The organism is Sorlinia euscelidii, from assembly GCF_036452135.1.
Lineage (GTDB): Bacteria > Pseudomonadota > Alphaproteobacteria > Acetobacterales > Acetobacteraceae > Sorlinia > Sorlinia euscelidii.
In genome coordinates, this window is the sequence record NZ_JAWJZZ010000004.1 from 208,881 (window position 1) to 232,922 (window position 24,042).

General features: G+C 57.8%; 19 protein-coding genes and 1 pseudogene. 11 read left to right on the top strand and 9 right to left on the bottom strand.

The genetic code is table 11. From position 1 onward, the window contains the following. The first annotated feature begins 1 nt into the window (after nt 1). The 8 genes from rplO to CGLAMM_RS09105 all read left to right on the top strand — a co-directional run bounded on the left by rplO (nt 2) and on the right by CGLAMM_RS09105 (nt 5,770). Nucleotides 2-487, top strand: coding sequence for a 50S ribosomal protein L15 (gene rplO, locus CGLAMM_RS09070; RefSeq protein ID WP_394818515.1), 486 nt, complete (start codon nt 2-4; stop codon nt 485-487). 102 nt (nt 488-589) lie between these two features. Beyond that, nucleotides 590-1,951 carry a preprotein translocase subunit SecY gene (gene secY, locus CGLAMM_RS09075; RefSeq protein WP_394818514.1) on the top strand — a complete coding sequence of 454 codons (1,362 nt, stop codon included), beginning with the start codon at nt 590-592 and terminating at the stop codon, nt 1,949-1,951. Next, nucleotides 1,951-2,556: an adenylate kinase gene (locus CGLAMM_RS09080; RefSeq protein ID WP_394818513.1), complete on the top strand. Its 606-nt coding sequence runs from the start codon at nt 1,951-1,953 to the stop codon at nt 2,554-2,556. Before secY ends, CGLAMM_RS09080 begins: the two co-directional genes overlap by 1 nt. A gap of 196 nt (nt 2,557-2,752) precedes the next feature. Next, nucleotides 2,753-3,130 carry a 30S ribosomal protein S13 gene (gene rpsM, locus CGLAMM_RS09085; RefSeq protein WP_319807081.1) on the top strand — a complete coding sequence of 126 codons (378 nt, stop codon included), beginning with the start codon at nt 2,753-2,755 and terminating at the stop codon, nt 3,128-3,130. A gap of 85 nt (nt 3,131-3,215) precedes the next feature. Beyond that, complete coding sequence (gene rpsK / locus CGLAMM_RS09090) at nt 3,216-3,608, top strand: 30S ribosomal protein S11 (RefSeq protein ID WP_319807082.1); 393 nt, start codon at nt 3,216-3,218, stop codon at nt 3,606-3,608. Between the two features lie 143 nt (nt 3,609-3,751). After that, nucleotides 3,752-4,771 carry a DNA-directed RNA polymerase subunit alpha gene (locus CGLAMM_RS09095; protein ID WP_394818512.1) on the top strand — a complete coding sequence of 340 codons (1,020 nt, stop codon included), beginning with the start codon at nt 3,752-3,754 and terminating at the stop codon, nt 4,769-4,771. A 41-nt stretch (nt 4,772-4,812) separates the two neighbouring features. Then, nucleotides 4,813-5,232, top strand: a complete 420-nt coding sequence (gene rplQ, locus CGLAMM_RS09100; RefSeq protein WP_394818511.1) for a 50S ribosomal protein L17 — start codon at nt 4,813-4,815, stop codon at nt 5,230-5,232. Between the two features lie 364 nt (nt 5,233-5,596). Then, a complete protein-coding gene (locus tag CGLAMM_RS09105) occupies nt 5,597-5,770 on the top strand; it encodes a DUF1328 domain-containing protein (protein ID WP_394818510.1) in 174 nt (57 codons plus the stop codon). A gap of 47 nt (nt 5,771-5,817) precedes the next feature. Here the strand turns inward: CGLAMM_RS09105 and CGLAMM_RS09110 are convergent, their stop codons facing one another. The 4 genes and pseudogenes from CGLAMM_RS09110 to CGLAMM_RS09125 form a co-directional block, all read right to left on the bottom strand. Then, nucleotides 5,818-7,347 carry an efflux transporter outer membrane subunit gene (locus CGLAMM_RS09110; RefSeq protein ID WP_394818509.1) on the bottom strand — a complete coding sequence of 510 codons (1,530 nt, stop codon included), beginning with the start codon at nt 7,345-7,347 and terminating at the stop codon, nt 5,818-5,820. Then, nucleotides 7,347-10,621: pseudogene (locus tag CGLAMM_RS09115) on the bottom strand (efflux RND transporter permease subunit). Before CGLAMM_RS09115 ends, CGLAMM_RS09110 begins: the two are co-directional and overlap by 1 nt. Continuing rightward, nucleotides 10,618-13,797, bottom strand: coding sequence for an efflux RND transporter permease subunit (locus CGLAMM_RS09120; RefSeq protein ID WP_394819059.1), 3,180 nt, complete (start codon nt 13,795-13,797; stop codon nt 10,618-10,620). The pseudogene CGLAMM_RS09115 and the gene CGLAMM_RS09120 overlap by 4 nt, the downstream one beginning before the upstream one ends. Then, a complete protein-coding gene (locus tag CGLAMM_RS09125) occupies nt 13,797-14,942 on the bottom strand; it encodes an efflux RND transporter periplasmic adaptor subunit (RefSeq protein WP_418115616.1) in 1,146 nt (381 codons plus the stop codon). Before CGLAMM_RS09125 ends, CGLAMM_RS09120 begins: the two co-directional genes overlap by 1 nt. Before the next feature lie 401 nt (nt 14,943-15,343). Here CGLAMM_RS09125 and CGLAMM_RS09130 point away from each other — a divergent pair, with 401 nt between their 5' ends. The 3 genes from CGLAMM_RS09130 (at nt 15,344) to CGLAMM_RS09140 (ending at nt 17,695) form a co-directional block, all read left to right on the top strand. Beyond that, entirely contained in the window at nt 15,344-15,637 is a 294-nt protein-coding gene (locus tag CGLAMM_RS09130; RefSeq protein ID WP_394818507.1) for a CsbD family protein, read from the top strand. A gap of 260 nt (nt 15,638-15,897) precedes the next feature. Further along, the gene (locus CGLAMM_RS09135) at nt 15,898-16,530 is read left to right on the top strand and encodes a ribonuclease HII (RefSeq protein ID WP_394818506.1); all 633 of its coding nucleotides are present in this window, start codon (nt 15,898-15,900) and stop codon (nt 16,528-16,530) included. A 127-nt stretch (nt 16,531-16,657) separates the two neighbouring features. Continuing rightward, nucleotides 16,658-17,695 (top strand): site-specific DNA-methyltransferase, encoded by a 1,038-nt coding sequence (locus CGLAMM_RS09140; RefSeq protein ID WP_394819057.1) that lies wholly within the window; start codon nt 16,658-16,660, stop codon nt 17,693-17,695. A gap of 37 nt (nt 17,696-17,732) precedes the next feature. Here CGLAMM_RS09140 and CGLAMM_RS09145 read toward each other — a convergent pair whose 3' ends face one another. The 5 genes from CGLAMM_RS09145 to CGLAMM_RS09165 all read right to left on the bottom strand — a co-directional run bounded on the left by CGLAMM_RS09145 (nt 17,733) and on the right by CGLAMM_RS09165 (nt 24,036). Further along, a complete protein-coding gene (locus tag CGLAMM_RS09145; RefSeq protein ID WP_418115617.1) occupies nt 17,733-18,329 on the bottom strand; it encodes an ankyrin repeat domain-containing protein in 597 nt (198 codons plus the stop codon). 110 nt (nt 18,330-18,439) lie between these two features. Next, nucleotides 18,440-18,868, bottom strand: coding sequence for a hypothetical protein (locus tag CGLAMM_RS09150; RefSeq protein WP_418115618.1), 429 nt, complete (start codon nt 18,866-18,868; stop codon nt 18,440-18,442). Then, nucleotides 18,855-20,495: a hypothetical protein gene (locus CGLAMM_RS09155; protein ID WP_418115619.1), complete on the bottom strand. Its 1,641-nt coding sequence runs from the start codon at nt 20,493-20,495 to the stop codon at nt 18,855-18,857. Before CGLAMM_RS09155 ends, CGLAMM_RS09150 begins: the two co-directional genes overlap by 14 nt. Beyond that, nucleotides 20,492-23,173 carry a DUF4159 domain-containing protein gene (locus CGLAMM_RS09160; RefSeq protein ID WP_394818503.1) on the bottom strand — a complete coding sequence of 894 codons (2,682 nt, stop codon included), beginning with the start codon at nt 23,171-23,173 and terminating at the stop codon, nt 20,492-20,494. Before CGLAMM_RS09160 ends, CGLAMM_RS09155 begins: the two co-directional genes overlap by 4 nt. Next, nucleotides 23,170-24,036, bottom strand: coding sequence for a DUF58 domain-containing protein (locus CGLAMM_RS09165; protein WP_394818502.1), 867 nt, complete (start codon nt 24,034-24,036; stop codon nt 23,170-23,172). The genes CGLAMM_RS09160 and CGLAMM_RS09165 overlap by 4 nt, the downstream gene beginning before the upstream one ends. Nucleotides 24,037-24,042 lie beyond the last annotated feature (6 nt).

Sequence of the window (24,042 nt, forward strand, 5' to 3'; positions counted from 1 at the left end):
AATGAAACTCAACGAACTTCGTGACAATGAGGGCTCGCGTTACCGCAAGAAGCGCCTTGGTCGCGGCATCGGCTCCGGTAAGGGTAAAACCTCCGGGCGCGGCGTCAAAGGCCAGAAGGCGCGCGAAGGTGTATCGCTGAATGGTTTTGAGGGTGGTCAGCTCCCTCTCTATCGTCGTATGCCGAAACGCGGCTTTACCAATATTTTCCGTAAGGAATATGTTGCGGTCAATCTTGGCCGGATCCAGAAGGCGATTGACGCGGGTAAACTGGACGCAGCAAACCTCATCACTGAGGAATTGCTTCGGGGTGCCGGGCTCGTCAATGGTGGCAAGATTGCGGGCGTGCGCATCCTCGCGGGTGGGGACGTCACAAAACCCATCAAGCTTGAAGTCGCCGGCGCCTCAGCGGCGGCTGTTCAGGCTGTCGAGAAGGCAGGCGGCTCTCTCGCCGTCACGCAAAAGGCGGAAGTAACGGCCGAGGCGTGATTTCCGCTCAGCCATAGCATTGCAATGCATGCTGTCTTCACGGATAAACAGAACAGCGTCCCGCTATGGCGGCGGCGCTGTTTTCGTTGAAAGGTTAGCACAATGGCTTCTGCAGCAGATCAGCTCGCAGCCAATCTGAACCTCAGCTCCTTCTCCAAAGCGACGGAGCTCAAAAAGCGAATCTGGTTTACGCTTGGTGCGCTCATTATTTACCGCCTCGGGAGTTACATCCCGGTGCCTGGTGTCGATGCAACGATTCTCGGCCAGATCCTTGCCGGGCATAGTCGCGGCATTCTTGGCATGTTCGACATGTTCTCAGGGGGTGCTCTGGGCCGCATGACGGTCTTCGCCCTCAATATCATGCCCTATATCAGCGCGTCCATTATCGTGCAGCTTCTCTCAACGGCGCTTCCCTCCCTGGAGGCTCTGAAAAAGGAAGGGGATCAGGGGCGGAAAAAACTCAATCAACATACGCGTTACCTCACTGTGCTGATCGCGCTTTTCCAGGCGTACGGCATAGCGATGACGTTGCAGCATATGACTGGGAATGGCGGTGTCAGCGCCGTCGTCAATCCGGGATACCCGTTTATCTTCACCGCCGTTCTGACTCTCGTTGGCGGGACGATGTTCCTGATGTGGCTTGGTGAGCAGATTACGGCGCGTGGTGTCGGTAACGGCATCTCCCTGATCATCTTCGCCGGTATTGTCGCGAACCTGCCTCATGCTTTGGCCAGCCTCTTTCAACTGGGCTACACGGGCGCGCTCTCACCGTTTTTCGTGCTTTTGTTCCTCGTCCTTGCGGCGGTGACGATCGCCTTCATCGTTTTCATGGAGCAGGCGCAGCGCCGCGTCGTCATCCAATATCCCAAACGTCAGGTCGGTAGCCGGATGTATGGGGGTGATTCCACCCATATGCCGCTCAAGGTCAATACAGCGGGTGTCATCCCGCCAATCTTTGCTTCCTCCGTTCTGCTGATCCCCGTGACACTTGTCGGCTTCTCAGGCGGTAAATCAGGGGGATGGCTGGCGTCTATCGGGCAGGCACTCAGTCAGGGACAGCCGCTTTACATGGTGACTTACGCCGCCATGATCCTCTTTTTCTCTTACTTCTACGCGGCGGTCAGTTTCAACCCGGAGGAAACGGCGGAGAATTTGCGGAAGCAGGGCGGGTTTGTGCCGGGCATCCGGCCAGGAAGCAACACCGCGCGATATTTTGACCGTATCCTGACGCGTCTGACGACGATCGGCGGTATTTATCTCGTCGCTGTGTGCTTGCTGCCACAGGTGCTCATCAGTCGTTACAATGTCCCCTTCTATTTTGGGGGGACGAGCCTCATCATCATCGTGTCCGTGACTATTGATACGATGACGCAGGTGCAGTCGCATCTCGTGGCCCATCGCTATCAGGGGCTGATGCGCAAGCAGCGTGGTCGGTCCGGTAATCGGGTTGGGGTGCGGCGTTGATGAATATCATTCTTCTGGGCCCGCCCGGCGCAGGAAAGGGCACGCAGGCACAACGTCTGGAGCATGATTTCGGCCTGAAGCAGATTTCAACAGGCGACATGCTGCGTGCCGAGGTAAAGGCGGCGACGCCGCTTGGCAGCCAGGCGCAATCCCTCATGGAAAGGGGCCTCTTTATCCCTGATCCGATTATGATCGAGATGATCCAGGGGCGTATCGAGCGGCCTGATTGCAAGTCAGGCTTCATTCTCGACGGCTTCCCGCGGACGGAAAGCCAGGCTGTTGCTTTGGATGATATGCTGCGTGCGCGCGGGGCCCGGATTGACGCGGTGATTCTTCTCGAAGTCGTGCCCGATATTATTGTGGATCGCCTGGCCCGGCGCACCAACGCGGATGGCACCAAGCGGGCGGATGATGCGCCGGAAACGGTGCGGAAACGTCTGGAAGTCTATGCCCAGCAGACAGCGGTGATTCTGCCGTATTATGAGCATGCAAAACGTCTGAAACGCGTCGATGGAATGCAGGATGTGGAGGCGGTCTATCACGCCATCCTGGAGGCCCTCGGCCTCAACGCACCGCAGGAAACAGATGGTATCACGCAAAAGTGATAATATTCATTTGACTCAGCGGGGCCGGTCGTTATATTCGGCCCCCTTATCACACGAGCTGCCAGGATTGTCGTTTTCCTCATTCAAGGACTTGCGATTCCTCATTTGGTGAAGCGCGGTAGAAATCTAGCAAGCCCGATGAGGGCTGAGGCATAAAAACAGAGTGCGGCTTCCGGGCCGACAGGGAGAGTGAAGCGTGGCACGTATTGCCGGCGTAAATATTCCGACGACAAAGCGCGTCGTCATCGGTCTCAGCTATGTCTACGGCATCGGGCCGTCGACAGCGCGGAAGATCTGCTCCAGGCTCGGCATTGCTGACGCAAAACGTGTCAATGAGCTGAGTGATGATGAAATCCTCAAGGTCCGTGAGTTGATCGATTCCGAGTATCGTGTTGAGGGTGACCTTCGTCGTGAGACAGCGATGAATATCAAGCGCCTGATGGATCTCGGTTGCTATCGTGGCCTGCGTCACCGTCGCGGACTTCCTGTTCGGGGCCAGCGCACCCACACCAACGCACGTACTCGCAAGGGTAAGGCGGTGGCGATTGCCGGTAAAAAGAAAGTCACGCGTTAATCGCGTTTATTTAATGGTGAAGCGGGTGGTGAGTATCGTATTCACTGCCCGATTTGCGTAAAAACTGATTTGGGACAGGGTCAATATGGCGAAGGCGGCGGCTCCGCGTATCCGTAAGAAGGAACGCAAAAATATTATCTCAGGTGTTGCACACGTGCTTTCCACGTTTAACAACACACTGATCACGATTTCGGACGCCCAGGGCAATGCAATTGCCTGGTCATCTTCGGGCGCGCAGGGCTTTAAAGGGTCCCGCAAGTCGACGCCATATGCGGCCCAGGTCGCTGCTGAGGATGCAGGTCGCAAAGCGCGTGAGCACGGCATGGAAACGCTTGAGATCGAGGTCTCCGGTCCGGGCTCGGGGCGTGAAAGTGCCCTCCGCGCGTTGCAGAGTGTCGGTTTTTCCATCACCTCAATTCGTGATATGACTCCGGTGCCACATAATGGCTGCCGTCCTCGGAAGCGCCGCCGCGTCTGATGGTTGCGCGCCGCACCCGGCAAAAGTGCGGTTTCGCCAAGTTTGCGCGGCCCTTATTAAGTGTCGCGTTGTCCTGACCCCGCATGTGCGAGGTTGATACTTCGCTGCGTAGCAGCGAAAAAGTTTTTTGAAAGGCCACGACCTTGGTCCTCCAAAAGAACTGGCAGTCTCTTATTAAGCCGGAGAAACTTGAAGTTTCCCCCGGCGTGATGCCGTCTCATAAGGCGACCGTGGTTGCCGAGCCGCTTGAGCGGGGCTTCGGCATGACGCTGGGCAACGCCATTCGGCGCGTCCTGCTCTCCTCCCTGCAGGGGGCTGCGGTGACGGCCATTCAGATTGATGGGGTTCTTCACGAATTCTCCTCCGTGCCGGGTGTGCGGGAGGATGTGACGGATATCGTCCTTAATGTGAAGCAGCTTGCGCTGCGTATGCATGGGGATGGCCCCAAACGGATGATCCTGTCCGCCACGGGCCCGGGTGAAGTGACAGCGGGCCAGATCCAGGCCGGTCATGATATTGAAATCATGAATCCTGACCTCGTCATCTGTACGCTTGATCATGGTGTGAAGCTGGGCATCGAATTCACGGTCAATACCGGCAAGGGTTACGTCCCTGCCGCCGCCAACCGCCCGGAAGACGCGCCGATCGGCCTGATTCCCGTCGATGCGATTTATTCGCCGATCCGCCAGGTCTCCTACAAGGTTGAGCAGACCCGTGTCGGACAGGTGACGGATTATGACAAGCTGCTTCTGACGGTGGAAACAGATGGTTCGGTGACGCCTGAGGATAGCCTCGCTTTGGCGGCGCGTATCCTTCAGGACCAGTTCCAGCTCTTCATCAATTTTGAAGAGCCTCGCCCGGTCCGCCAGGAAGAGCCACGTGATGAGCTGCCGTTCAATCGCAACCTCCTCCGCAAGGTGGACGAGCTTGAGCTCTCTGTCCGCAGTGCCAACTGCCTGAAGAACGACAACATCGTCTATATCGGTGACCTCGTTCAGAAATCCGAGCAGGAGATGCTGCGCACCCCGAATTTCGGCCGTAAGTCGCTCAATGAGATCAAGGAAGTCTTGACCTCGATGGGGCTGTCTCTCGGCATGAATGTTCCCGCCTGGCCGCCTGAGAACATTGAGGACCTCGCCAAGCGTCTCGACGAGGTCTTCTGAGACAACCCTGGCATCTTTTAATAGAGTAAGGAATTCATATCATGCGTCATGGTGTTGCCGGGCGTAAACTCAACGTCACCTCATCTCACCGCGCGGCAATGTTCCGTAACATGGCCGTGTCGCTCATCAAGCATGAGCAAATCACCACCACGCTCCCCAAGGCGAAGGAAATCCGCCCTGTCGTGGAGAAGCTGATCACACTCGGCAAGCAGGGCACGTTGCATGCGCGTCGTCAGGCTTTTGCCCGGTTGCGTGATGAAGCTATCGTCGCGAAGCTTTTCTCAACCGTTGCGGAGCGTTATAAGGCCCGTGCAGGCGGTTATACGCGTGTGCTCAAGGCAGGTGTCCGTTATGGCGACAATGCGGATATGGCCGTGGTTGAGCTGGTGGAGCGCGATATTGAGGCGAAGGGCAAGGATAGCGGTCCCGTTCAGTCCGCGCCTGAGCTTGAGGCTGAATAACAAGCCTCCACGGATAGCGTCGATCAAACCCGTCTGGTCAAACCAGGCGGGTTTTTTTATCCAGTCATGGACTATGACGGCCAGCGTCTGCACCACCTGCAACGGCAGGAAAATAATGCGTAAAGCGGGGCCATGATCCGCATCCGCCCTTCTTCACTGGCGATTCTGCGTGCAAGGTTTGTCCTTCATCCGAAGAAAATACCGGTGATATTTGACCGTCCGCCGCGAAGACAAGCACGAATATTTACCGACCAAACATCTATTGCTTAAATACAAAGGTTTTTCGAGTATATAACAAGCGCGCTGTTGTGGAACAAAATCAGGCCTCCCGCGTTGATGAGGGCGTGACCTCCAGGAGATTTCCATGCTTAAGCTCGCCTTGTTATTTCTTGTCATTTCCCTGATTGCGGGATTGTTCGGATTCACCGGAATATCCGCCGCATCAGCGGGGATTGCCAAAATCCTCTTCACCATCTTTGTGGTGCTATTCCTTATCTTCCTTGCTATGGCGGTCTTCGCCGGTAAAAGCATCACCTGACGTCAAAGTCACGTCGGCATTGCGGGAGAAGCCGGACAGGCGTCGGCTTATTCCTTCGCTTTACGGAAATACCCGTCAATAAACGGATTATTTGACGTTAACGACTGCCGCTTGGGAAGTGAGGCGGCATCCCATCCACCCCCGAGCGCGGTGATCAGCGCAACGTGGGATGTCCATTGTGACTGACGCACGCCTAAGGCCTGGACCTCGTAATTCAAGGCGTTCTGCTGGCTGGTGATGACCGTCGTGTAAATCTCGGTGCCGGCCATAAAAGCATTCATGGAAACGCGGACAGCTTCTTTCGCGGAGGCGACGGCCGCTTCCTGCTCGCCATATTGTTGTTCGAGTATGCGCAGGTTGGAGAAATTATCTTCAACATTCTGCAGAGCTGTCAGCACGGTCTGGCGGTAATTGGCGACGGCCGCATCGTAATCCGCTTTTGCACTCCGCACGGCCGCGCGCCGCGCCCCGCCAGAGAAGATCGTTTCGGAAGCGGCAGCCCCTAATGACCAGAATCGCGACGCGGCACGGATCAACTCATCAAGCGGGTCGCCGCTATAGCCATATTGTGCGGACAGCGTAAATTGCGGGTAGTAGGCTGCGATCGCCGCGCCTATAGCGGCGTTGAACCCCGCCAGCTTGCGCTCTGCGGAAGCAATGTCGGGCCGCCTTTGCAGCAAGGTGGAGGGCACAGCGGCGGGCACAGCGGGCAAACCGGGGGGAAGATCGGCTTCAGGGATGGTCACCTCGGCAGGCGCTTTGCCCATCAGTACGGCAATCGCATGCTCATATTGCGCGCGCGCAACACCTGCCTGGGTCTCCTGCGCGATCGTCTGCTGCAATTGATAGCGCGCCTGGAGCAGGGCAGAAGGCTCGGCCACCCCGGCTTCCGCCTGGTTCTGTACGATGCGGAGCGCTTCTCGGAAGTAGGAAACGTTGCGCGCGTAAAGGCGGCGCAGACTATCCTGATAGCGCATATTGAAATAATTCGTCGCGAGTTGCGCTTGATAAGATAATCGCGCATTGGCGAGGTCAGCGGCGCTGGCCTGGGTCAGGTCAACCTGCTGCTCCACCTGGCGACGGATTTTACCCCAGATATCAATCGTCCAACTGGCGCTGGGGCTGGTGGACCAGGTATTAACCGTGGTCGTGTGGCTGTAATTCACGAAGGAGCCCGCCGAGGCACTTCGCGACTGTCCGCCCTGCGCATTGCGGCTGAAGGAGAAATTGCCGTTAAGCGTCGGGAATAATTGCGCGCGTACGCTGTCAATCATCGCACGGGCTTTGCGATATTGCGCCTCATATTGCTTGACGTTCTGGTTGGTGATGTTGACCTGATCTTCCAGACCATCCAGCGTGGGGTCGCCGTAAATGCGCCACCATGGACCTTTATCCACTTCCGCCATTTCTGGCTGTGCAACGGTCCAGCCCGGCGGCGGGTTGGGGGCCTCTTTGAAAATAGGTGAGATGATGGCTTGCGGACGCTTATAATTCGGCCCCACCATCCAGCAACCTGTCAAAAAAGGCGTCAGCACGAGGGCCGATAAGAAGGTGTGTGCGGGCAGGATAGGGCGCATCAGCTTTTTGATCCGTGGATGAGGCGATGGAGTGTCAGGCAGGTGGCGCGCATGAAGCGACTTGATGCGCGTCCAAGGCGATCAAGGATGAGGAAAACGGCGGGCACGGTGAAGAGTGTCAATGCCTGACTGAAAATCAGCCCGCCCAAAATGGAAATGCCGAGTGGGCGGCGGAGTTCTTCCCCGTAACCGCCTGTGACGATCAGCGGGATGGCGCCGAAAGCCGCGGCCAGGGAGGTCATGATAATCGGGCGAAATCGCGCCAGGCTCGCACGTCGGATGGAGGCAACGGGCGATAGCCCCGCGCGATCCTCCCGGATGGCGAAATCGATCAGGATGATGGCGTTCTTCTTGACGATGCCGATGAGGAGGATCACCCCGATCATCGCCATAAGAGAAAATTCCTCCCCGGCAAGTCTCAGAGCGATAATCGCCCCGGCCCCGGCTGATGGGAGCGTTGACAGGATGGTGACAGGGTGGACAAGGCTTTCATAAAGGACGCCGAGAACGACGTAGACAGCAACGAGCGCGGCGAGGACCAGATAAGGTTCTTTTTGAATGGTCTTCTGAAATAAAGCCGCGTTCCCGGCAAAATCGACGCGCATCTCCGGCGGTAGGTGAATTTTGACGGTCGCCGCCTTGATCGCAGCGATCGCCTGCCCCAGCGAATGTCCGGGGCGAAGGTTGAATGAGATCGTGGAGGACACGGCCTGGGCCTCGTGATGAACAGCCAGGGGATTAATGGTGGGAACGATGTCCGATGTCATGGTCAGGGGGACCATCGTCGCGGCTTGTGTCGTGACGGCGGCGCCGCTGGATGTATTGGCCCCGCCGGCGAGGCTGTTTGCCATCTGGTTCTGATAAGCGGCCTCAGCCGGATTAAGCGGCGCTGACGACGCGTCTGCTGTACGCACACGGAGATTATTGGAGGCAATGCCCCTGGTGGGGTGCCGCCTGTCGTACTGACCCAGCTTTGCAAAAGGCTTACGGGGCTTCTGGCAAATCGCGGGTCAGCTTCCATGATCACGCGATACTGGTTGGACGGCGTGTAAATGACAGACGCTGCGCGCTGGCCGTAAGCATCGAATAATGTGTTGCTGATGAGTTGCGCTGTCAGCCCATATCGCGCAGCGAGGTCACGTTTGATGGCGATATTGACGGAAGCCCCGCCTTGCTGAAGATCGGAATTCGGGTCGGAAATTTCCGGCAGGGTCGAGAGTGCTTTGACGAGACGCGGCGTCCAGACGGTCAAAGCCTCGGCGTCGGGGCTGAGAAGCGAGTATTGATAAGCGCCATTCCCCCGGCGTGCACCCGTCCTCACGCCGCCCATCGACAGGAAGTAAACGTCAGCGCCCGGTAGATTGGCGAAGGAACGGTCAAGCGCGGCGACAAGCTGCGCCGCTGAACGCTTGCGTTTCGATTTCTCACGAAGGGAGACAAAGAAGCTTGTCTGGTTTGCCTGCCTTCCGCCGAAAAAAGCGATATAGTGATCGATCTCAGGATAATTTTTCAGCCCTTCCTCGACGCGTGCGGTCTTCTCACGCATGTAATCATAGGACGCGGACTCATCGCCCATCACGCGCCCCAAAATCATGCCGACATCCTGTTCGGGAAAAAATCCCTTCGGCATGTTGATCAATAGCACACCGGCGAGAATCAGCGTCCCGGGTAAAGTTAGAACCATCCACCATTGATGGCGAAGCGAGAAATCAAGCATGCGCGCATAAACCCGCTCCACCCGCGCAAACCCGCTCTGCAGAGTAAGGGCGACGGAACGGGGGCTCTCCCGGCCATTTAAGGGGCGCAGAAGAAGCGCGCAGATCATCGGTGTCAATGTCAGAGAGAGGACCATGGAGATGACGAGAGAGATGGAAATCGTCATCGCAAATTCGCGAAAGAAACGGCCGACAAGGTCATCAAGAAGAATGATCGGGATGAAAACGGCAATCAGGGAGGACGTCATTGAAACGACCGTGAAAACGACTTCCCTGGCGCCAACCAGCGCCGCGCGCAGGGGCGTCAGGCCGCGCTCAAGGTGGCGGGTGATGTTTTCGAGCACGACGATGGCGTCGTCAACAATGAAACCGGTAGAGATGGTCAGGGCCATCAGGGAGAGATTATCGAGCTGATACCCGAAGAGATATAAAGCGGCGAAACTGCCGATAATGGAAACCGGCACCACGATGGCCGGGATCAGCACCGCCGCGACACTGTGCAGGAAGACGAGCACAATCCCAATGACGAGTATAACCGCGATAAAAAGCGTCAGACGCGTATCTGCAAGGGAGGATCGGATGATGCGGGAGCTGTCCGCCATCACATGGACATCAACATCATTGGGCAGAGCGGATTTTATAAAAGGTAGACGCGCCTTTAATCCGTCAACCATTTTGACGATGTTTGCCCCGGCCTGCGCATAGACGATCCCCACGACCGCTCGCTTCCCGTCGAAACTGCCGTAAGTGTAAAGATCCTCCTTGTCATCCTTGATCGCCGCGACGCTATTCAGCCGGAGTGGACGATTATTGCGGTAGGCAATGACCAGATCGGCATAATCGGCGGCTCTGCGCGCCTGGTCATTCGTGTCAAGCATATAGCGCCTGTCACCAGAATCGAGGAAGCCTTTCGGTGTGTGCGCATTTGCCGAGGCGAGGGCGGCGCGCACATCTTCAAAACCAATGCCGAATTTGTAAAGGGAGAGCGGGTTGATCTCGACCCTTACGGCCGGCATGGCACTTCCGCCAATCTCGACCTCACCCACCCCTTCAACCTGGCTGAGCTGCTGCTGAAGCGTATTGGTCGCGATGTCGTAGAGCTGCGCGGGTGACCGGCTGTCTGATGTCAGGGCGAGGATCAGGGCCGGAGACCCGTTGGGATTAAATTTAAAATAAAACGGATTGTCGCGCATGGTCGTCGGCAGATCATGCCGCGCCGCCTGAATCGCCGCCGAGACATCGCGCGCCGCGCCGTCAATATTTCGTGATAGGTCAAATTGCAGGATAATCCGCGTCTGACCGCTGGTGGAGGTGGATGTCATTTCCGTCACGCCGGAAATCGCCCCCAAATGACGCTCAAGCGGTGCCGCGACGGTGGCAGCGACCTCCGACGGGGAGCCACCAGGTTGCTGCGCGATGACGAGAATCACCGGCAGGTCGATATTCGGGGCGTCCGCGACCGGTAAAAGCCGGTAAGCAATGGTTCCGGCGACTAAAAGGGCCAGAGACATTAATATCGTCGCGACCGGCCGCAGGATGAAGGGGCGGCTGATATTCACGCGTCACCATGTTCCGCGATGCGTTCAGCATAAGTCTTCAAGCCGAAACGCCGACGTATCGCGGCAGCCACGTGGTCAAGATACAGGTAAATGACGGGTGTCGTGAAAAGCGTCAGTAATTGTGAGAAAACCAGCCCGCCAATAATTGCAATACCGAGGGGGCGCCTCAGCTCGGCGCCGACGCCCGTATCGATCGCCAGTGGCAGCGCGCCGAAAAAAGCCGCCAGAGTCGTCATCAGAATAGGCCGGAACCGCATGATGGCCGCAGTTTTGATGGCCTCAAGGGGTTTTTGCCCACCGCGACGCTCCGCCTCAAGGGCGAAGTCGATCATCATGATCGCATTTTTCTTGACGATCCCGATCAGCAGGACAATCCCGATGATCCCCATCACATCAAGATCTTTCCCGCAAATAATCAGCGCGATCAGCGCGCCCACCCCGGCAGAAGGCAGGGTGGAGAGAATAGTGAGGGGATGGATGAAGCTCTCATATAAGATGCCGAGAACGATATAGACAGCCGCCAAGGCCGCGATGATGAGGAACAATTCATGACTGAGCGCAGCCTGAAAGGCCGCCGCTGTGCCCTGAAAACGGGTTTCGAAAGCGGGTGGAAGGTGAATTTCCGCCTGAGCCCGGGAGATTGTGGACGTCGCGTCGCTGAGTGAGTAACCATCGGCGATATTGAATGAGATGGTCGTGGCGGGGAAATGGCCATAATGCGTGATCAGCAGGGGGGCGCGCCGAATATCCTGCGTCGTGACCTGACTGAGCGGCACGAGGCCGGAACTGGGCCGCCTCTGGGGGCCAGACGCGCTTTCCCCCATTTTATCAGCTGCGCCGGGAAGGTAGAGTTGCTTGAGCTGTTCAAGCGAACCCTGAAACCGGGGTTCCGCCTCCAATATCAGGCGATATTGATTGGATTGCGTATAAACTGTGGACACTTGACGCTGCCCGAAACTGTCATAAAGCAGGTTATCAACCGTCTGGGGGGTGATGGCGTAACGCGCCGCCGTCGCGCGATCCAGCGTCAGGTAAGCCATCAGGCCGTTAGATTGGAGATCGGATGTCACGCCTTTAAGGGCGGGCTGCTGCTGAAGCGCCTCAATAAGGCGCGGCACCCAGAGTTTGAATGCGTCATAATCCGCATTTTCAAGCACGAATTTATATTGCGTTGCTGAAAGGGCTGAATCGAGAGAGAGATCCTGCACTGGTTGCAGGTAGAGGCGCGCGCCGACGACGTGGTTCCCGGCTTGTGAAAGGCGCGCCAGGGTCGTTTCAAGCGACGCCGTGCGGGCTTTCCGCGGTTTCAGGCTGATCATCAGGCGGCCCGTGTTCAGCGTCATATTTTCACCATCGACGCCGATAAAGCCGGAAATATTCTCGACATCCGGCACTTTCAGAAGCGCTGCGATCACGTGACTCTGCCGGTCCTTCATCCCTTCGAAGGAGATCGTTTCCGGCATTTGCGTAATGCCCTGTATCAGCCCCGTATCCTGCGTGGGGAAGAAACCTTTCGGGATAATCACCGCCAGCCACAACGTCAGAACAAGGGTGAGGAGAGCCGTCAGGGCAGTGAGGCGCCGATGCGCCAGCACGATGTCCAGAAGCCGCGCATAGTAAGCGATGAGGCGATTGATCCCGCTTTCAATCCCGCGTGCAAACTGCCCCCACCGCCCCGAATTTCGGGAGCTGTGGGGCCTTTCGGTGAGGAGGCGGGCGCACATTGAGGGTATCAGCGTTACCGCGACCACGGCGGAGAGGGCGATCGTCACGGCCAGCGTCACCGCGAATTCATGGAAGAGCCGCCCGACAACATCCCCCATGAAGAGAAGCGGGATGAGGACCGCGATGAGGGACACGGTGAGAGATATGATCGTGAACCCGATCTCCCGCGAGCCGATGATGGCGGCGGTGTAGCGGTCCTCTCCCTTTTCAATATAGCGGGAGATATTTTCGATGACGACGATGGCATCATCGACGACGAAGCCGGTCGCAATCGTCATGGCCATCAGGGAGAGATTATCGAGCGAGTATCCCAGTAGATAGACAACCCCGAGACTGCCCACGATGGAGATCGGCACGCTCAGGCTGGGAATGAGAGTCGCCGGGACATTGCTCAGAAACACGAAGATCACCCCGACCACCAACAGGATGGCGAGGGCCAGCTCAAACTCCACGTCGGCGACGGAAGCCCGGATGGTGGTTGTGCGGTCTGTCAATTCCGTAATCGTGATGCCGGGTGGCATGGTCGATTGCAGGCGCGGCAGGAAGGATTTGATCTTATCGACGACAGCGACAACATTGGCCCCCGGCTGACGCTGAACACTTAGAATCAGCGCTGGCGCCTTGCCGGACCATGCGGCGAGCTGTGCGTTTTCAGGGCCTTCAACGACCTGTCCCACGTCGCGCAGCCGTATGGCGCCATTATTCTGGTAGCCGATAATTTGATTCATCAGCTCTTCGGGCGATTTGATCTGCCCATCAATATGCAGTGTCGTAGCGCGGAGCGGCCCCTCAAACGCGCCGGAGGGGGCGTTCACAATAACTGTGCCGAGTATTGTCCGCACCGTGTCCAAAGCAATGCCGTAAGACGTCAATTTCGGGATATTGATCTGGATGCGATAGGCTTTGCGCTGGCCCCCGGCAAGTGTGACCAGCCCCACCCCCGGCACCTGGCTGATATGCTGCAATAAACGTGTCGTCACGTAATCCTGCACGCTGGTCAGTTTGAGCGAGTTGGAGGTGACGGCCAACGTCAATATCGGTGTATCGGCCGGATTGACCTTGGCATAAATGGGCGGCGCGGGCAGGTCGGAGGGCAGGAGCGACCCGGCTTGATTAATCGCGGCCTGAACCTGCTGTTCGGCAACATCCATCGACATATTTAGACCAAAGCGCATCGTGATGAGCGATGCACCGCCGGATGATTGTGAAATCATCTGGTCAAGGCCCGGCATCTCGCCCAATTGCGTCTCAAGCGGCTCACTGATGGTGCTTTCAACCACGTCCGGATTGGCGCCTGGATAAATTGTCGTGACAGTGAGTGTCGGATATTCCACATCCGGCAGGGCGGCCACCGGCAGAAAACGGTAGCTGAGCAGCCCTGTCAGGAAGATGGCGATCATCAGCAGGCTGGTCGCGACCGGCCTCTCTATAAAAATCCGGGACGGATTCATCATTTTTTCGGCGCCGCCATATCCGGTTGCGAGGTCTCGTCGCTGTCTGAATTTTCGATGCGGATTTTCGACCCTTCTCTCAAATGGTTCGTGCCCTGCAACACAACCCGGTCGCCCGTTGTAACGCCCTGGAGGATTTCAGTGCGGGTTGCATCACTCTGCCCTGTCAGGACCGTCCGGAGGGTCACGGTATCATCCTTTTTAATAAGATAGACGTAAGCGCCGTCCGGGCCGGTTTGCACGGCATCCGCGGGTAGGAGAATCACATCATGTAACGTCCTGACATTGAGTCGCGCATTGACGAATTCATTGGGGAAGAGGCGCTCGTCAAGATTGGGGAAAATGGCCCGCATCCTGACCGTGCCTGTGGCCGTGTCAATCTGGCTGTCCACGGCCTGAACGGACCCTTCCGCGATCTTCACGGTGTTGTTGCTGTCCCACGCCTCCACCTTCAGCGCGCCGCTTGACGTCATGGCGGCCATCACGTCCGTCAGTTGATTTTGCGGCACCGTCATCATGACGGAAATCGGTTGCATCTGCGTCAGCACCGCCAGGCCACCTGATTGCCCGGCCGTGAAATAATTGCCACGATCAACCGCGCGAAGGCCTATGCGCCCATCGACAGGGGCGCGGATATGGCAATATTCAAGGTTGAGGCGTGCATTATCGACGTTGGCGCGGTCAAGCTTAACCGTCCCCTCTAATTGCTGAACCTTATATTGTGCGTCTTTCGCCGTCATGGCGGCGACTGATTTCTGGCGGATCAGCTTTTCATACCGGCCGGAATTGATGCGCGCATCCGCAAGCTGGGCCTCATCCTGCTGCAATGTGCCCAAAGCTTGTTCCAGCGCGATTTCATAAGGGCGTGGGTCGATTAAAACCAGTTCATCGCCTGATTTAACGTGTTGCCCCTCTGAAAAATTGACCGCCATGATGTAGCCGCTGACTCGTGATTGCACCGTAACATTGGTGATGGGCACGACTGTTCCCAGCTCCGTCATGATGATGGGCAGATCCCCTTTCATAGCCGTCGCCACGGTCACGGGCTGGGCAAATGCGCCCTCGGCCGTGTAATCCGTTTTTTTTGTCCCATGCAGGCACATGCGAAGGAAAAAGAGGCAGATCACGGCGGCGATAGCGGTCATGATAATTTGACGGCGTCGGCGCGGATTTCTCATCCATTTCTGGGCGGAGGTAGCGTCCATCTGAGTCACGCGGTTTTCCTGGTCATGAATGCGTTGATCCTGGCGCGTGCGCGGGTGAAACGCGTCGCGCGATTCAGCGATTTCCCTGTTAATCGCTTGTGACGAAATTGGTAACACAAGTCATTAAAATTTATCATCGTTGCTTTTATTGCCATGCCGTTAAAACGGCCTCGCAAGCCAGGAAAGAAAAGCAACAATATGTAACGCCTCTGCGTTAAACTTGTCCCGCAGGCAACAGTTTGGCGCCGGCATTTCGTTAATGGATGACAATTGTTCCCGCGATGGCTCTGTTCGCTGCAGGAATTGTCGCTTATGCTGGTCCATCCTTAGAGGAGGCTTTTATGACAAAGAATATCGAGGACAAGGCAGAAGGCATGATGAACGAAGCGAAAGGCCGCGTGAAGGACGCAGTGGGCGGCCTGACGGGCGATGCCAAGACGCAGGCCAGTGGCAAAATCGACCAGATGTCCGGGATGGCGCAGCAGGAATTCGCTGATCTTTACGACGAAGCGGAAACAATTCTCGAGCGCGCGACAATATTTGTGCAGGATCGCCCGGTCATCTCCGTTATTGGCGCCATGCTCGTCGGGTTGTTCGTCGGCATGCTGATGAAAAGTTGTTGCAAAGCGAAATAAGCTTTTCAAGCGCGGCGCTTTCGCAAATGTGACGCCATGATGACGCTTTCTCGACACCCGGTTAACCGCCGCACATGTTGAAGGGGCGGGCACCGGAGCGGGGTGCCTTGTGCGCCTGTCAGGTGTCGTGGGGCATGGATCTCATGGTGATCGGCGGTGCTGATCAGTCCGGGACAAAACGGCACTTTACTTTTTGTGCGCCATCTGATTCAAACCCGATTCGAAGTGGGTGAGGAAGGGGAGAGGTCAGCGACCGCGTAATGCCGGATTTCAGATATGAATATGAAAACGGTGCCCCTGAGCGCGCTGTTGCGGGGCTGGACGAGGTCGGGCGCGGCCCGATCGCGGGACCTGTCGTCGCAGCTTGCGTCGTCTTTCCCCATGACTTGCCCCTATCTCTGCAATCCATGATTGATGATTCCAAAAAATTATCGCCGATGCGGCGCCTCAGCGCCTTCCAGGCGCTTACGGGGGGCGTGTGTCATTTCGGGGTGGGTGCCGCGTCCGTCAGAGAGATCGAAGCCCTCAATGTCGGTAAGGCAAGTCATCTCGCTATGCGGCGCGCCATGAAACGCCTCCCTTTCTTGCCGCACATTGCGTTGGTCGACGGCAAAGCGCGCGTCGATCTGCCTTGCGAGGTCAGGATGATCATAAAAGGTGACCAATTAAGTCTGTCGATAGCTGCGGCGTCCATCATCGCCAAAGTGACGCGAGACCATCTGATGGCGAAACTCGCCCGCCGATATAAGGCTTACGGTTGGGAAAGAAATGCCGGTTACGGTACGGCAACCCACCTTCAGGCTCTGAAATCTGCCGGTGTGTGTCGCCATCACCGGCGTGGCTTTGCGCCGGTAAGTGCCATGCTGGCGCAAGCTGGATGTCTTGGCGCGTGACATATCCGGCTGCGATACGTCGCCTGCATCCCATTAATGCTCCACGCTCTGATTTAGGGGGATATTACGTGTGACTCATCAGGACTTCCCGATCGACCAGATTCTATGTGGTGAATGCGTGTCGACGATGCGGAGCCTGCCTTCTTCCAGCATCGACTGTATTTTCGCGGACCCGCCATATAACCTGCAGTTGCGCGGGGAACTGCGTCGCCCGGATGAAACCGTTGTCGATGGCGTGGATGATGACTGGGACAAATTTACGGATTACAGCGCCTATGATCGCTTCACGCGGGACTGGCTCGCGGAGGCGCGGCGTCTCCTGACGCATGATGGCACGATCTGGGCCATCGGGTCCTATCATAATGTCTTTCGTCTCGGTGCAATCATGCAGGAGCTCGGCTTCTGGATCCTCAATGACATTGTGTGGCGCAAAGCCAACCCCATGCCGAACTTCCGCGGCAGGCGATTTACCAATGCGCATGAAACCATGATCTGGGCTGCGCGCGGGCCGGATAGCAAATATTGTTTCAATTATCAGGCCATGAAAACCCTGAATGACGATGTGCAGATGCGCAGTGACTGGTACCTGCCTCTCTGCACGGGCAATGAACGCGTCAAGAACGTGCATGGCCTGAAGCTTCACCCCACCCAGAAGCCGGAAAGCCTGCTGCATCGCGTCCTGATTGCCTCGACGCGCTCCGGCGATGTCGTGCTTGACCCGTTTTCCGGCACGGGTACGACCGCCGCTGTTGCCAAACGTTTGGGACGGCATTTTGTCGGGATCGAGCGGCACCCCGATTATGTTGAGGCCTCACGCCTTCGCGTTGACGCCGAGCAACCGCTTTCGGAGGAACATGCTGCCGTGACGCCCGCGAAACGGGAAATGCCGCGTATTCCATTCGGGACTTTTGTCGAACAGGGAATGCTGCCAGCCGGGACTGAATTATGTGACCGGCAACGGCGTCTGCGTGCGGTCGTCAGTCCTGATGGGAGTCTCGTCAGTGGAGGCCAGCGTGGTTCCATCCATAAAATGGGGGCACAATTGACGGGCGCGCCTTCCTGTAATGGCTGGACGTTCTGGTATTTTGAGCGCAATGGCGAGTTGCTTCCGCTGGATATCCTGCGCACGGAATCATCGCAGACCAAATTGCGGAATGCTGGCTGACGGCAAAATAAAGCGGCCTCCTGAAGGGGCCGCCTTGTTACTTCGACCCGAAACCCAGAAAGCCGACTTCCGGCGCGGCGTGGCCGCCTGAAACGTCATAATGATGCACCGGCCTGGCCTTCTGCCGCATCTCAGCCTTTACCGAGAGGCGGTGGCCTTCGGCGGCATTTGCGTCGGAAACATCTTCATCAAAATTGGCAAGCCGACCCGTTGAGTCGGAGCCGCGCATCGATAGGAGCAGGAAAATAATATCCTTGCGATTAAGGTCGATCGCCAGGTCAAGTGGCGTCTGGTCGAGGATATTATGCGCGTAAATATTGGCGCCACGTCCCAGCGCTTCCTTCGCTGCGTTGAGGCTGCCGCGATTGACCGCATCATATAAAGCGTCGGTCGGGTTAAGGTCGCGATTCGCGTGACCGGCATCCTGCTCCTGCGTGTCCGCACCGGGTAGGGCGGAGGGCGGCGCCGCTGCTTTCGCGGCGCGACGGGCTTCCGCCGCTTTCTGGGCTTCCGCCGCTTCCTGCTCTGCCTCCGCCTCATCCGCCGTTTGCCCGAGGACAGAAGTGGCGGGCAATGTCACCCAGGCGCTAAGTCCCAATATGGCGATAAGCAAAAAGCGCGGCAGGGGGCTCAACGGAAATGCAGGTCGATTGGCAGACATTCTACTCTCTTAGCCTTGAAGCGAATATAAATCGATACCCCTCGCCAACTTAATGCGTGGCGCACAGCCTATAAACATGCCGTTCAGATTTTTCGTTCCCGCCACCAGGCGAAGAAGATGCAGAAAATAATAGAAAGCGCGCTTATCCACGGTGGCAGGATCTGGCGGGTTTTCATGCGGGACGGGTCAGCTTCACGCCCTGGCGGGAAGGCCCAGACGGAGCGTCCATACCGTCCGGGGTGAAGCGAAAGCCTTGTCTCAGCATCGAAATTATTCGACCAGACGATGTGCCCGGATGATTGCTGCACCAGAGGATCAAGTCGCGATGACGTCGCACGCAGATCCTGCCCTTCAAGCGTTTCAGCATGTTCCGGCAGAACGAATGATTCAAGATCCCCCTGCTTGAGGCGCCAGATACCGGGGCTTGGCTGGACTACAGCATGGTTCGTGAATGCGCCCTTCCCATCAGAATGAAGAGACAGCGTGAAATGACTTGAGTCAGGCCGTGTCACCTCGACAGGCTCGTCGATTCGCGGTTGCAGACTGTGCCGGGTGATGTCGAGCCGGTTCCCGGAGATCTGGCCCGAAAGTTGTTCCGCTTCGAGGGCTGGCTCCTTCATCAACCAATGGGCCAGCCGGCGCAGGAGTTGCGCCTGCGGGCCGCCGCCCCCTCCCCACGGGACCAGAGCCAGATCTGATCGGAAAACAGCATGGCGACGCGTCCCTCTCCCGCCTGGCCGAGGACGAGGAGGGGTTCTCGTCCGGTCCCTTCATGACAACATCGCCCTTAACGGAGGCGGGCGCGACATTCAAAGCGCGGTACCAGGGGCCCCAATGCGGGGGCAAGCCATTGACGACAGGGTGGCGTTGACCCAGCGGCGTCAGTTGCGGGACAAATTTGCGGTCCATCACGCCATGAGCCTCCGCCGTCGCCGGCAGGATCTGCGCAAGCGGCGTGTCTTTCAGGGAGCCATCTTCAAGAAATTCCGGTCCCGTGAGTAATAACAGTCCACCGCCGCCCTGCACGAAGCGCGCGATATTTTCCATATAAGCGTCCGGCAACAGGCCCATCGTCTTGAAACCATCCAGAATGATGAGATCAAACTGATCAATCTTCTTCTCGAAGAGCGCCTGTGTGGGGAAGACGACCAGCGCCATCTCATCCGTTGATGTGCCATCATCCTGCTCCGGCGCACGCAGGATCGTGAAATGCACGAGATCAACGGCCGGGTCGGAGCGGAGGAGACGCCGCCACACGCGTTCCCCCGGATTGGGCGCACCGGAGACGAGAAGCACCTTGAGCCGCTCCCGAATGCCGTTGATGTGGAGTGTTTCGATATTATTCGCCGTGGTCATCTCACCCTGCAACGGTGAAACCTGGATGACCACCGGCATGTCCCCGGCCGCTTTCACCGGTACTTTGAGCGTCTCAGCATGGCCGGTTTCAACGGTAACATGTTGCGGCGCGGCGTGGCCCGCCTGCAAACTTACCTGCGCCTTGTGCTTCTCCGTGCTCCCGTGATCGATGACTTTGATGACGATTGATGCATCTTTGCCGACAATGCCGTATGTCGGCGCTTCCAACACCATGATCTGCCGGTCCGTTTCCTCCTTCTTCCCGGTCAGGACGACGTTGAGAGGTCGGGGCCCGCGCCCCGTATCGGCGGCGAAAATTCTCGGCAATCTGGGCGGCGCGTCATGCACCATGCCATCCGTGATGAAAATGGCCCCGGCGAAACGACGTGGGTCAGTCACCGCATTTTGCAGGTCGGTGAAAAGCGTCGTGCCTTCCGATCCTGAATCGGTCGCATGAATGATTTTGAGGTTGAGGCCGCTTTCCTGCCCTGCCGCATTCCTTATTTTCTCAAGGGCCGCGCGCGCTTCCGCCTGGCGATGCGCCATCTGCATGGAGGGCGATTCGTCAAGCACGACATATACATCTGAGGCACCCGGCTTATACGCGATCCGGTGAGAAATGGGATTGAGAAGCCATATTCCGGCGATCAGGAAGGTTAAAAAGCGCGGTATCGCACCCCGCATGCGACGAAACACAGCATAGGTGGAAAACCCAAGGCAGATCACCAGAAAAGGGATTACGACGAGCCATGGAAGGAGCGGCGAGAAAGAAAGCGTTGTCATGGCTGAAGCCGCTTGAGCAGAGCGGGGACTTTCATTTGATCCTGCTTATAATTGCCGGTCAGGGCATAAATGATGATGTTGACGCCGAAACGTTCCGCAAGGGTGCGCTGGCGATCACGACCGGGGATGACGGCATAGGGGTGATTGCCCTGATCATCCACCGCCCAGGCCCGCGCCCAGTCTGCCTGCCCGATAATGACCGGGCTGACACTGTCATTATTCGGGTCCGCATTCCGCGCCACCCAGACGGCCTTCCCCGCATAACGCCCGGGAAAGCTGCGCAGGATGTAGAAGCAATGGGCAAGAATATGCCGTGCATCCAATTTCGCCAAAGCGGGAAGGTGAATGCCGCGCGTGACCTCAGCAAGGTGGCGCTGCGCTGCTAAAGCGTCATCATCCTCTTCCCCCGCATCAATGATGTCGATCAGAAGCATGCCCCCATGGGCGATGAAGTCTTCAAGCGCCGCGTTACGTTTGGCCTCAAATTTTGTCTGCGCGTCGATAGGCCAGTAAAGGAGGGGATAGGGCGCGAGGTCATCCTCCCCCGGCCGCACGCCATCCGGTGCCGCCAGTCTGGCGGATGTCCGGTCAGATGCATAATCGGAAATCCCTTTCATGCCTTGGCGCGACACGGCGTCCAGCGTTTCCTGCCCGGTCAGTATATAGGCGAGGCGCGTGGCGCGCGCCGCCTCCGCAACGGAGGTCGCTTGTGCCGCGGTTACCGCAGGGCGTGCGGAGAAACCTAGAAAAACTAGCACGCCGAAAATCATCAGGCCCAGATGCCGCGCGCGTAAAATGATGTCCGCAAGCAGGCAAAGCACGCCGATCAGAACAAGCGCCGCGCCCGCATCATGTGTCGGCGTCAGCTGTCCCGCCGAAATGACACGTCCCGTCATTGTTTCACGCTGGAGCGGCGTCACAAAAGGGCCGAGATTATAGGCGTGCGCCGCGCCCTGCATGCCATACATGCCCGGTGGGTGGGCCGGGCCCGGGCGCGTCACGGTGAGGGTCGAAGCTGTGAGAGGTTGAACGCCATCCACAGCTTTCCGCAAATCGCCCTCATCGCCCAAAAGCTGGAGGGGTGGCCACTTATCGGCCGTGGATTCAGCCGTCACACCCGTTGAGCGCCGCACGATACGATCCAGCATATCGGGGAAAAGTCCGGTGAGGGGCAGGTTGCTCCATTCCGGGCCGCTATCCGCATGAAACAGCACAATCTCGCCGCGGCCGAGATTTCTGGCGGTGACGAGAGGCGTGCCGTCCGTCAATCGGGCCCATATCCTGCCGGGCAATTCCGGGTCGGGCTGGGCGATGACCGTCCTGCGAATGACGAGATCGCCCGGTGGCACAAGTCCGTTAAAAGGTGAGGCGGGTGGAAAAGCGGCGAGGGTTTGAGGTTTTTCCCACGACATGACGCTGTCGAGATCCCGCAGATTCCCGACAAGGCGCACGGGCAGGAGACTGTTTTCGGGCGATCCGTCCTGATTTTCCCCCATCGCAGCGTCTACCGTGCTGACGAATCGTACCAGCCAGCCGCCCTGCATCACGAAATCCTTCAGGCGGTGCTGGTCATCAGTGCGTAAGGCCGTCTGGGAAGGCCAGATGATAACGGATAATTTCTGCGCAAGGAGTTGATCCAGCCGCCCCTGCCGCATGTCTGAAATCTGTGACAAGGCATGACGCAGATAAAATGAGGGCGTGTTGATGTCATCGCCCTGACCTGGCGCCAGTAGCAACCCTACAGGATGACGCTGGCGCGAGTCATTCATCAGAAAGATACTGGCGGGGCCAGCTTGATGCCCGTCAGAAAGACGGAGCGACACGCGTGCCATTTTCCGTTGTACGGGCGCCGGGAGGTTGCTTTGCCATTCGAGGCTTTTCTGGCCGGCGGTCAGCACAATATGATCACGCCGCAAAGTGAAATGACTCGCTGTCTCGGCCACGACGTCGAGTTCAGTCGGCGCCGTCCCCAGGCGCGAGATCAAGAAGCGCGGGGAATGATTACCTTCGCCGACCGTTTTGAGCGAGAATATGTCGCGATCCGGGAGGGTCAAGGTGAACCATCGTGATGCCGACTGGAGTTGCGCGCGGAAGGAAGCGTCGTCATCCGTCGCGACACCGTCTGAAAGCAACAGCACAGTGCGACCGCCCAACGCGACATCCTTGAGTGCCTGAGCACGTTCTGTCGGCCAGGGGCGGGGCCGGACGCGCTGAAGATGCGCGCGCAGAAGGCTCAGATCATGTGAGACCACCGGGCCGGTAAAGCTGCCATCATCCTGACGCGCGGTGGCGACCAACGTCACGGCATGGCCGTGCGCGAAGCTGTTTTTACCCAGGCGCAAAATCGTTTCGCGGATCAGCGTCTGATTGGGATAGGCCGCCCAGCCATTATCAATGATGAGGGTGATATCGTCATTTCGCCACCCGTCCTGGGCCGCTTTCGGTGACCAGATGGGATGGGCGAGGCCGAGAATGATCAACGCAAGTGCAACCGACCGCAAAATGAAAAGCCAGATTGACGCCCGCGCAGGCGTGGATCGCCGGACCTGAATGGATTGCAGGATTTTCAGTGGCGGAAAAATATATTGTTTCGCAGGTGGCGGCGCCATCCGCGTGACCCAATAGGCAAATGGCAAAACCAGCAGGGCGAGAAGCAGAAGCGGATGTAAAAACGTCATCGCGCTTCTCCATGCGTTCGGGCCGATAATCTGGCGTGGAGCGGCCTTAACATTGACGCGACATCACCGTTGGTCGGCATCAGCGTGAAGCTCCCGCCGCGCTGCACGATGAAGTGACGCAGCGCATCCAGATGATCGCGCAGGGATTTCTCATAAGTCCGAGCGACGTCATCATCAATGGACATGCGATGGCGTATCGCGGCTGAACTGTCGGAAAGGGCGGTAAAACCGCGAAAAGGCAGAGAGATTTCGGCGGGGTCAAGCACGCAGATCAGATGGAGATGCCGCCCCAGAGGGCTCAAACCTGCGAGCGTCTCTTCAATCTGGTCAACCGACCAGAGGAAATCGCTGACCAACACGATTTCTGAGGAAGGCGGCACATCGCCCGCGTCAGGACTTTGCGCCTGCTGGCAGGCGACCAATCTCTCGCCAAGGGCGGCAAGGGCGCGTGCCGTGCGGAAAGGTTGCGCTTTCGTGCCGCGGGCGGTGAGGGCGACATTTTCACCACCCTTTAAAGCTGCGCCGCCCAGTGCGATTGCTGCGATAAACGCCACGTCGCGCTTCAGGGGAAGGCGCGCCCTGGAGCGCCATTGCATGGAGGCGCTGACATCGCACCATAAAGCGAGGCTTCGCTGGGTTTCGGCTTCCTTCTGCCGCACCCATAATTGTCGGGAGCGGGCGGATTGACGCCAATCTATGTGACGTGAAGGTTCATGCGGTTGCGCCAACCGGAATTGCCAGAAATCCTGCCCCATCCCCGCGCGCCTGCGACGATGCGTGCCGGACTCGAGGCGGCTGACTACGTTCTGCGCCTGCAGAAGCAGGGCCGGCAAATCCGTAGCTCCGTCGGGAGGCGCCGACAAATACTC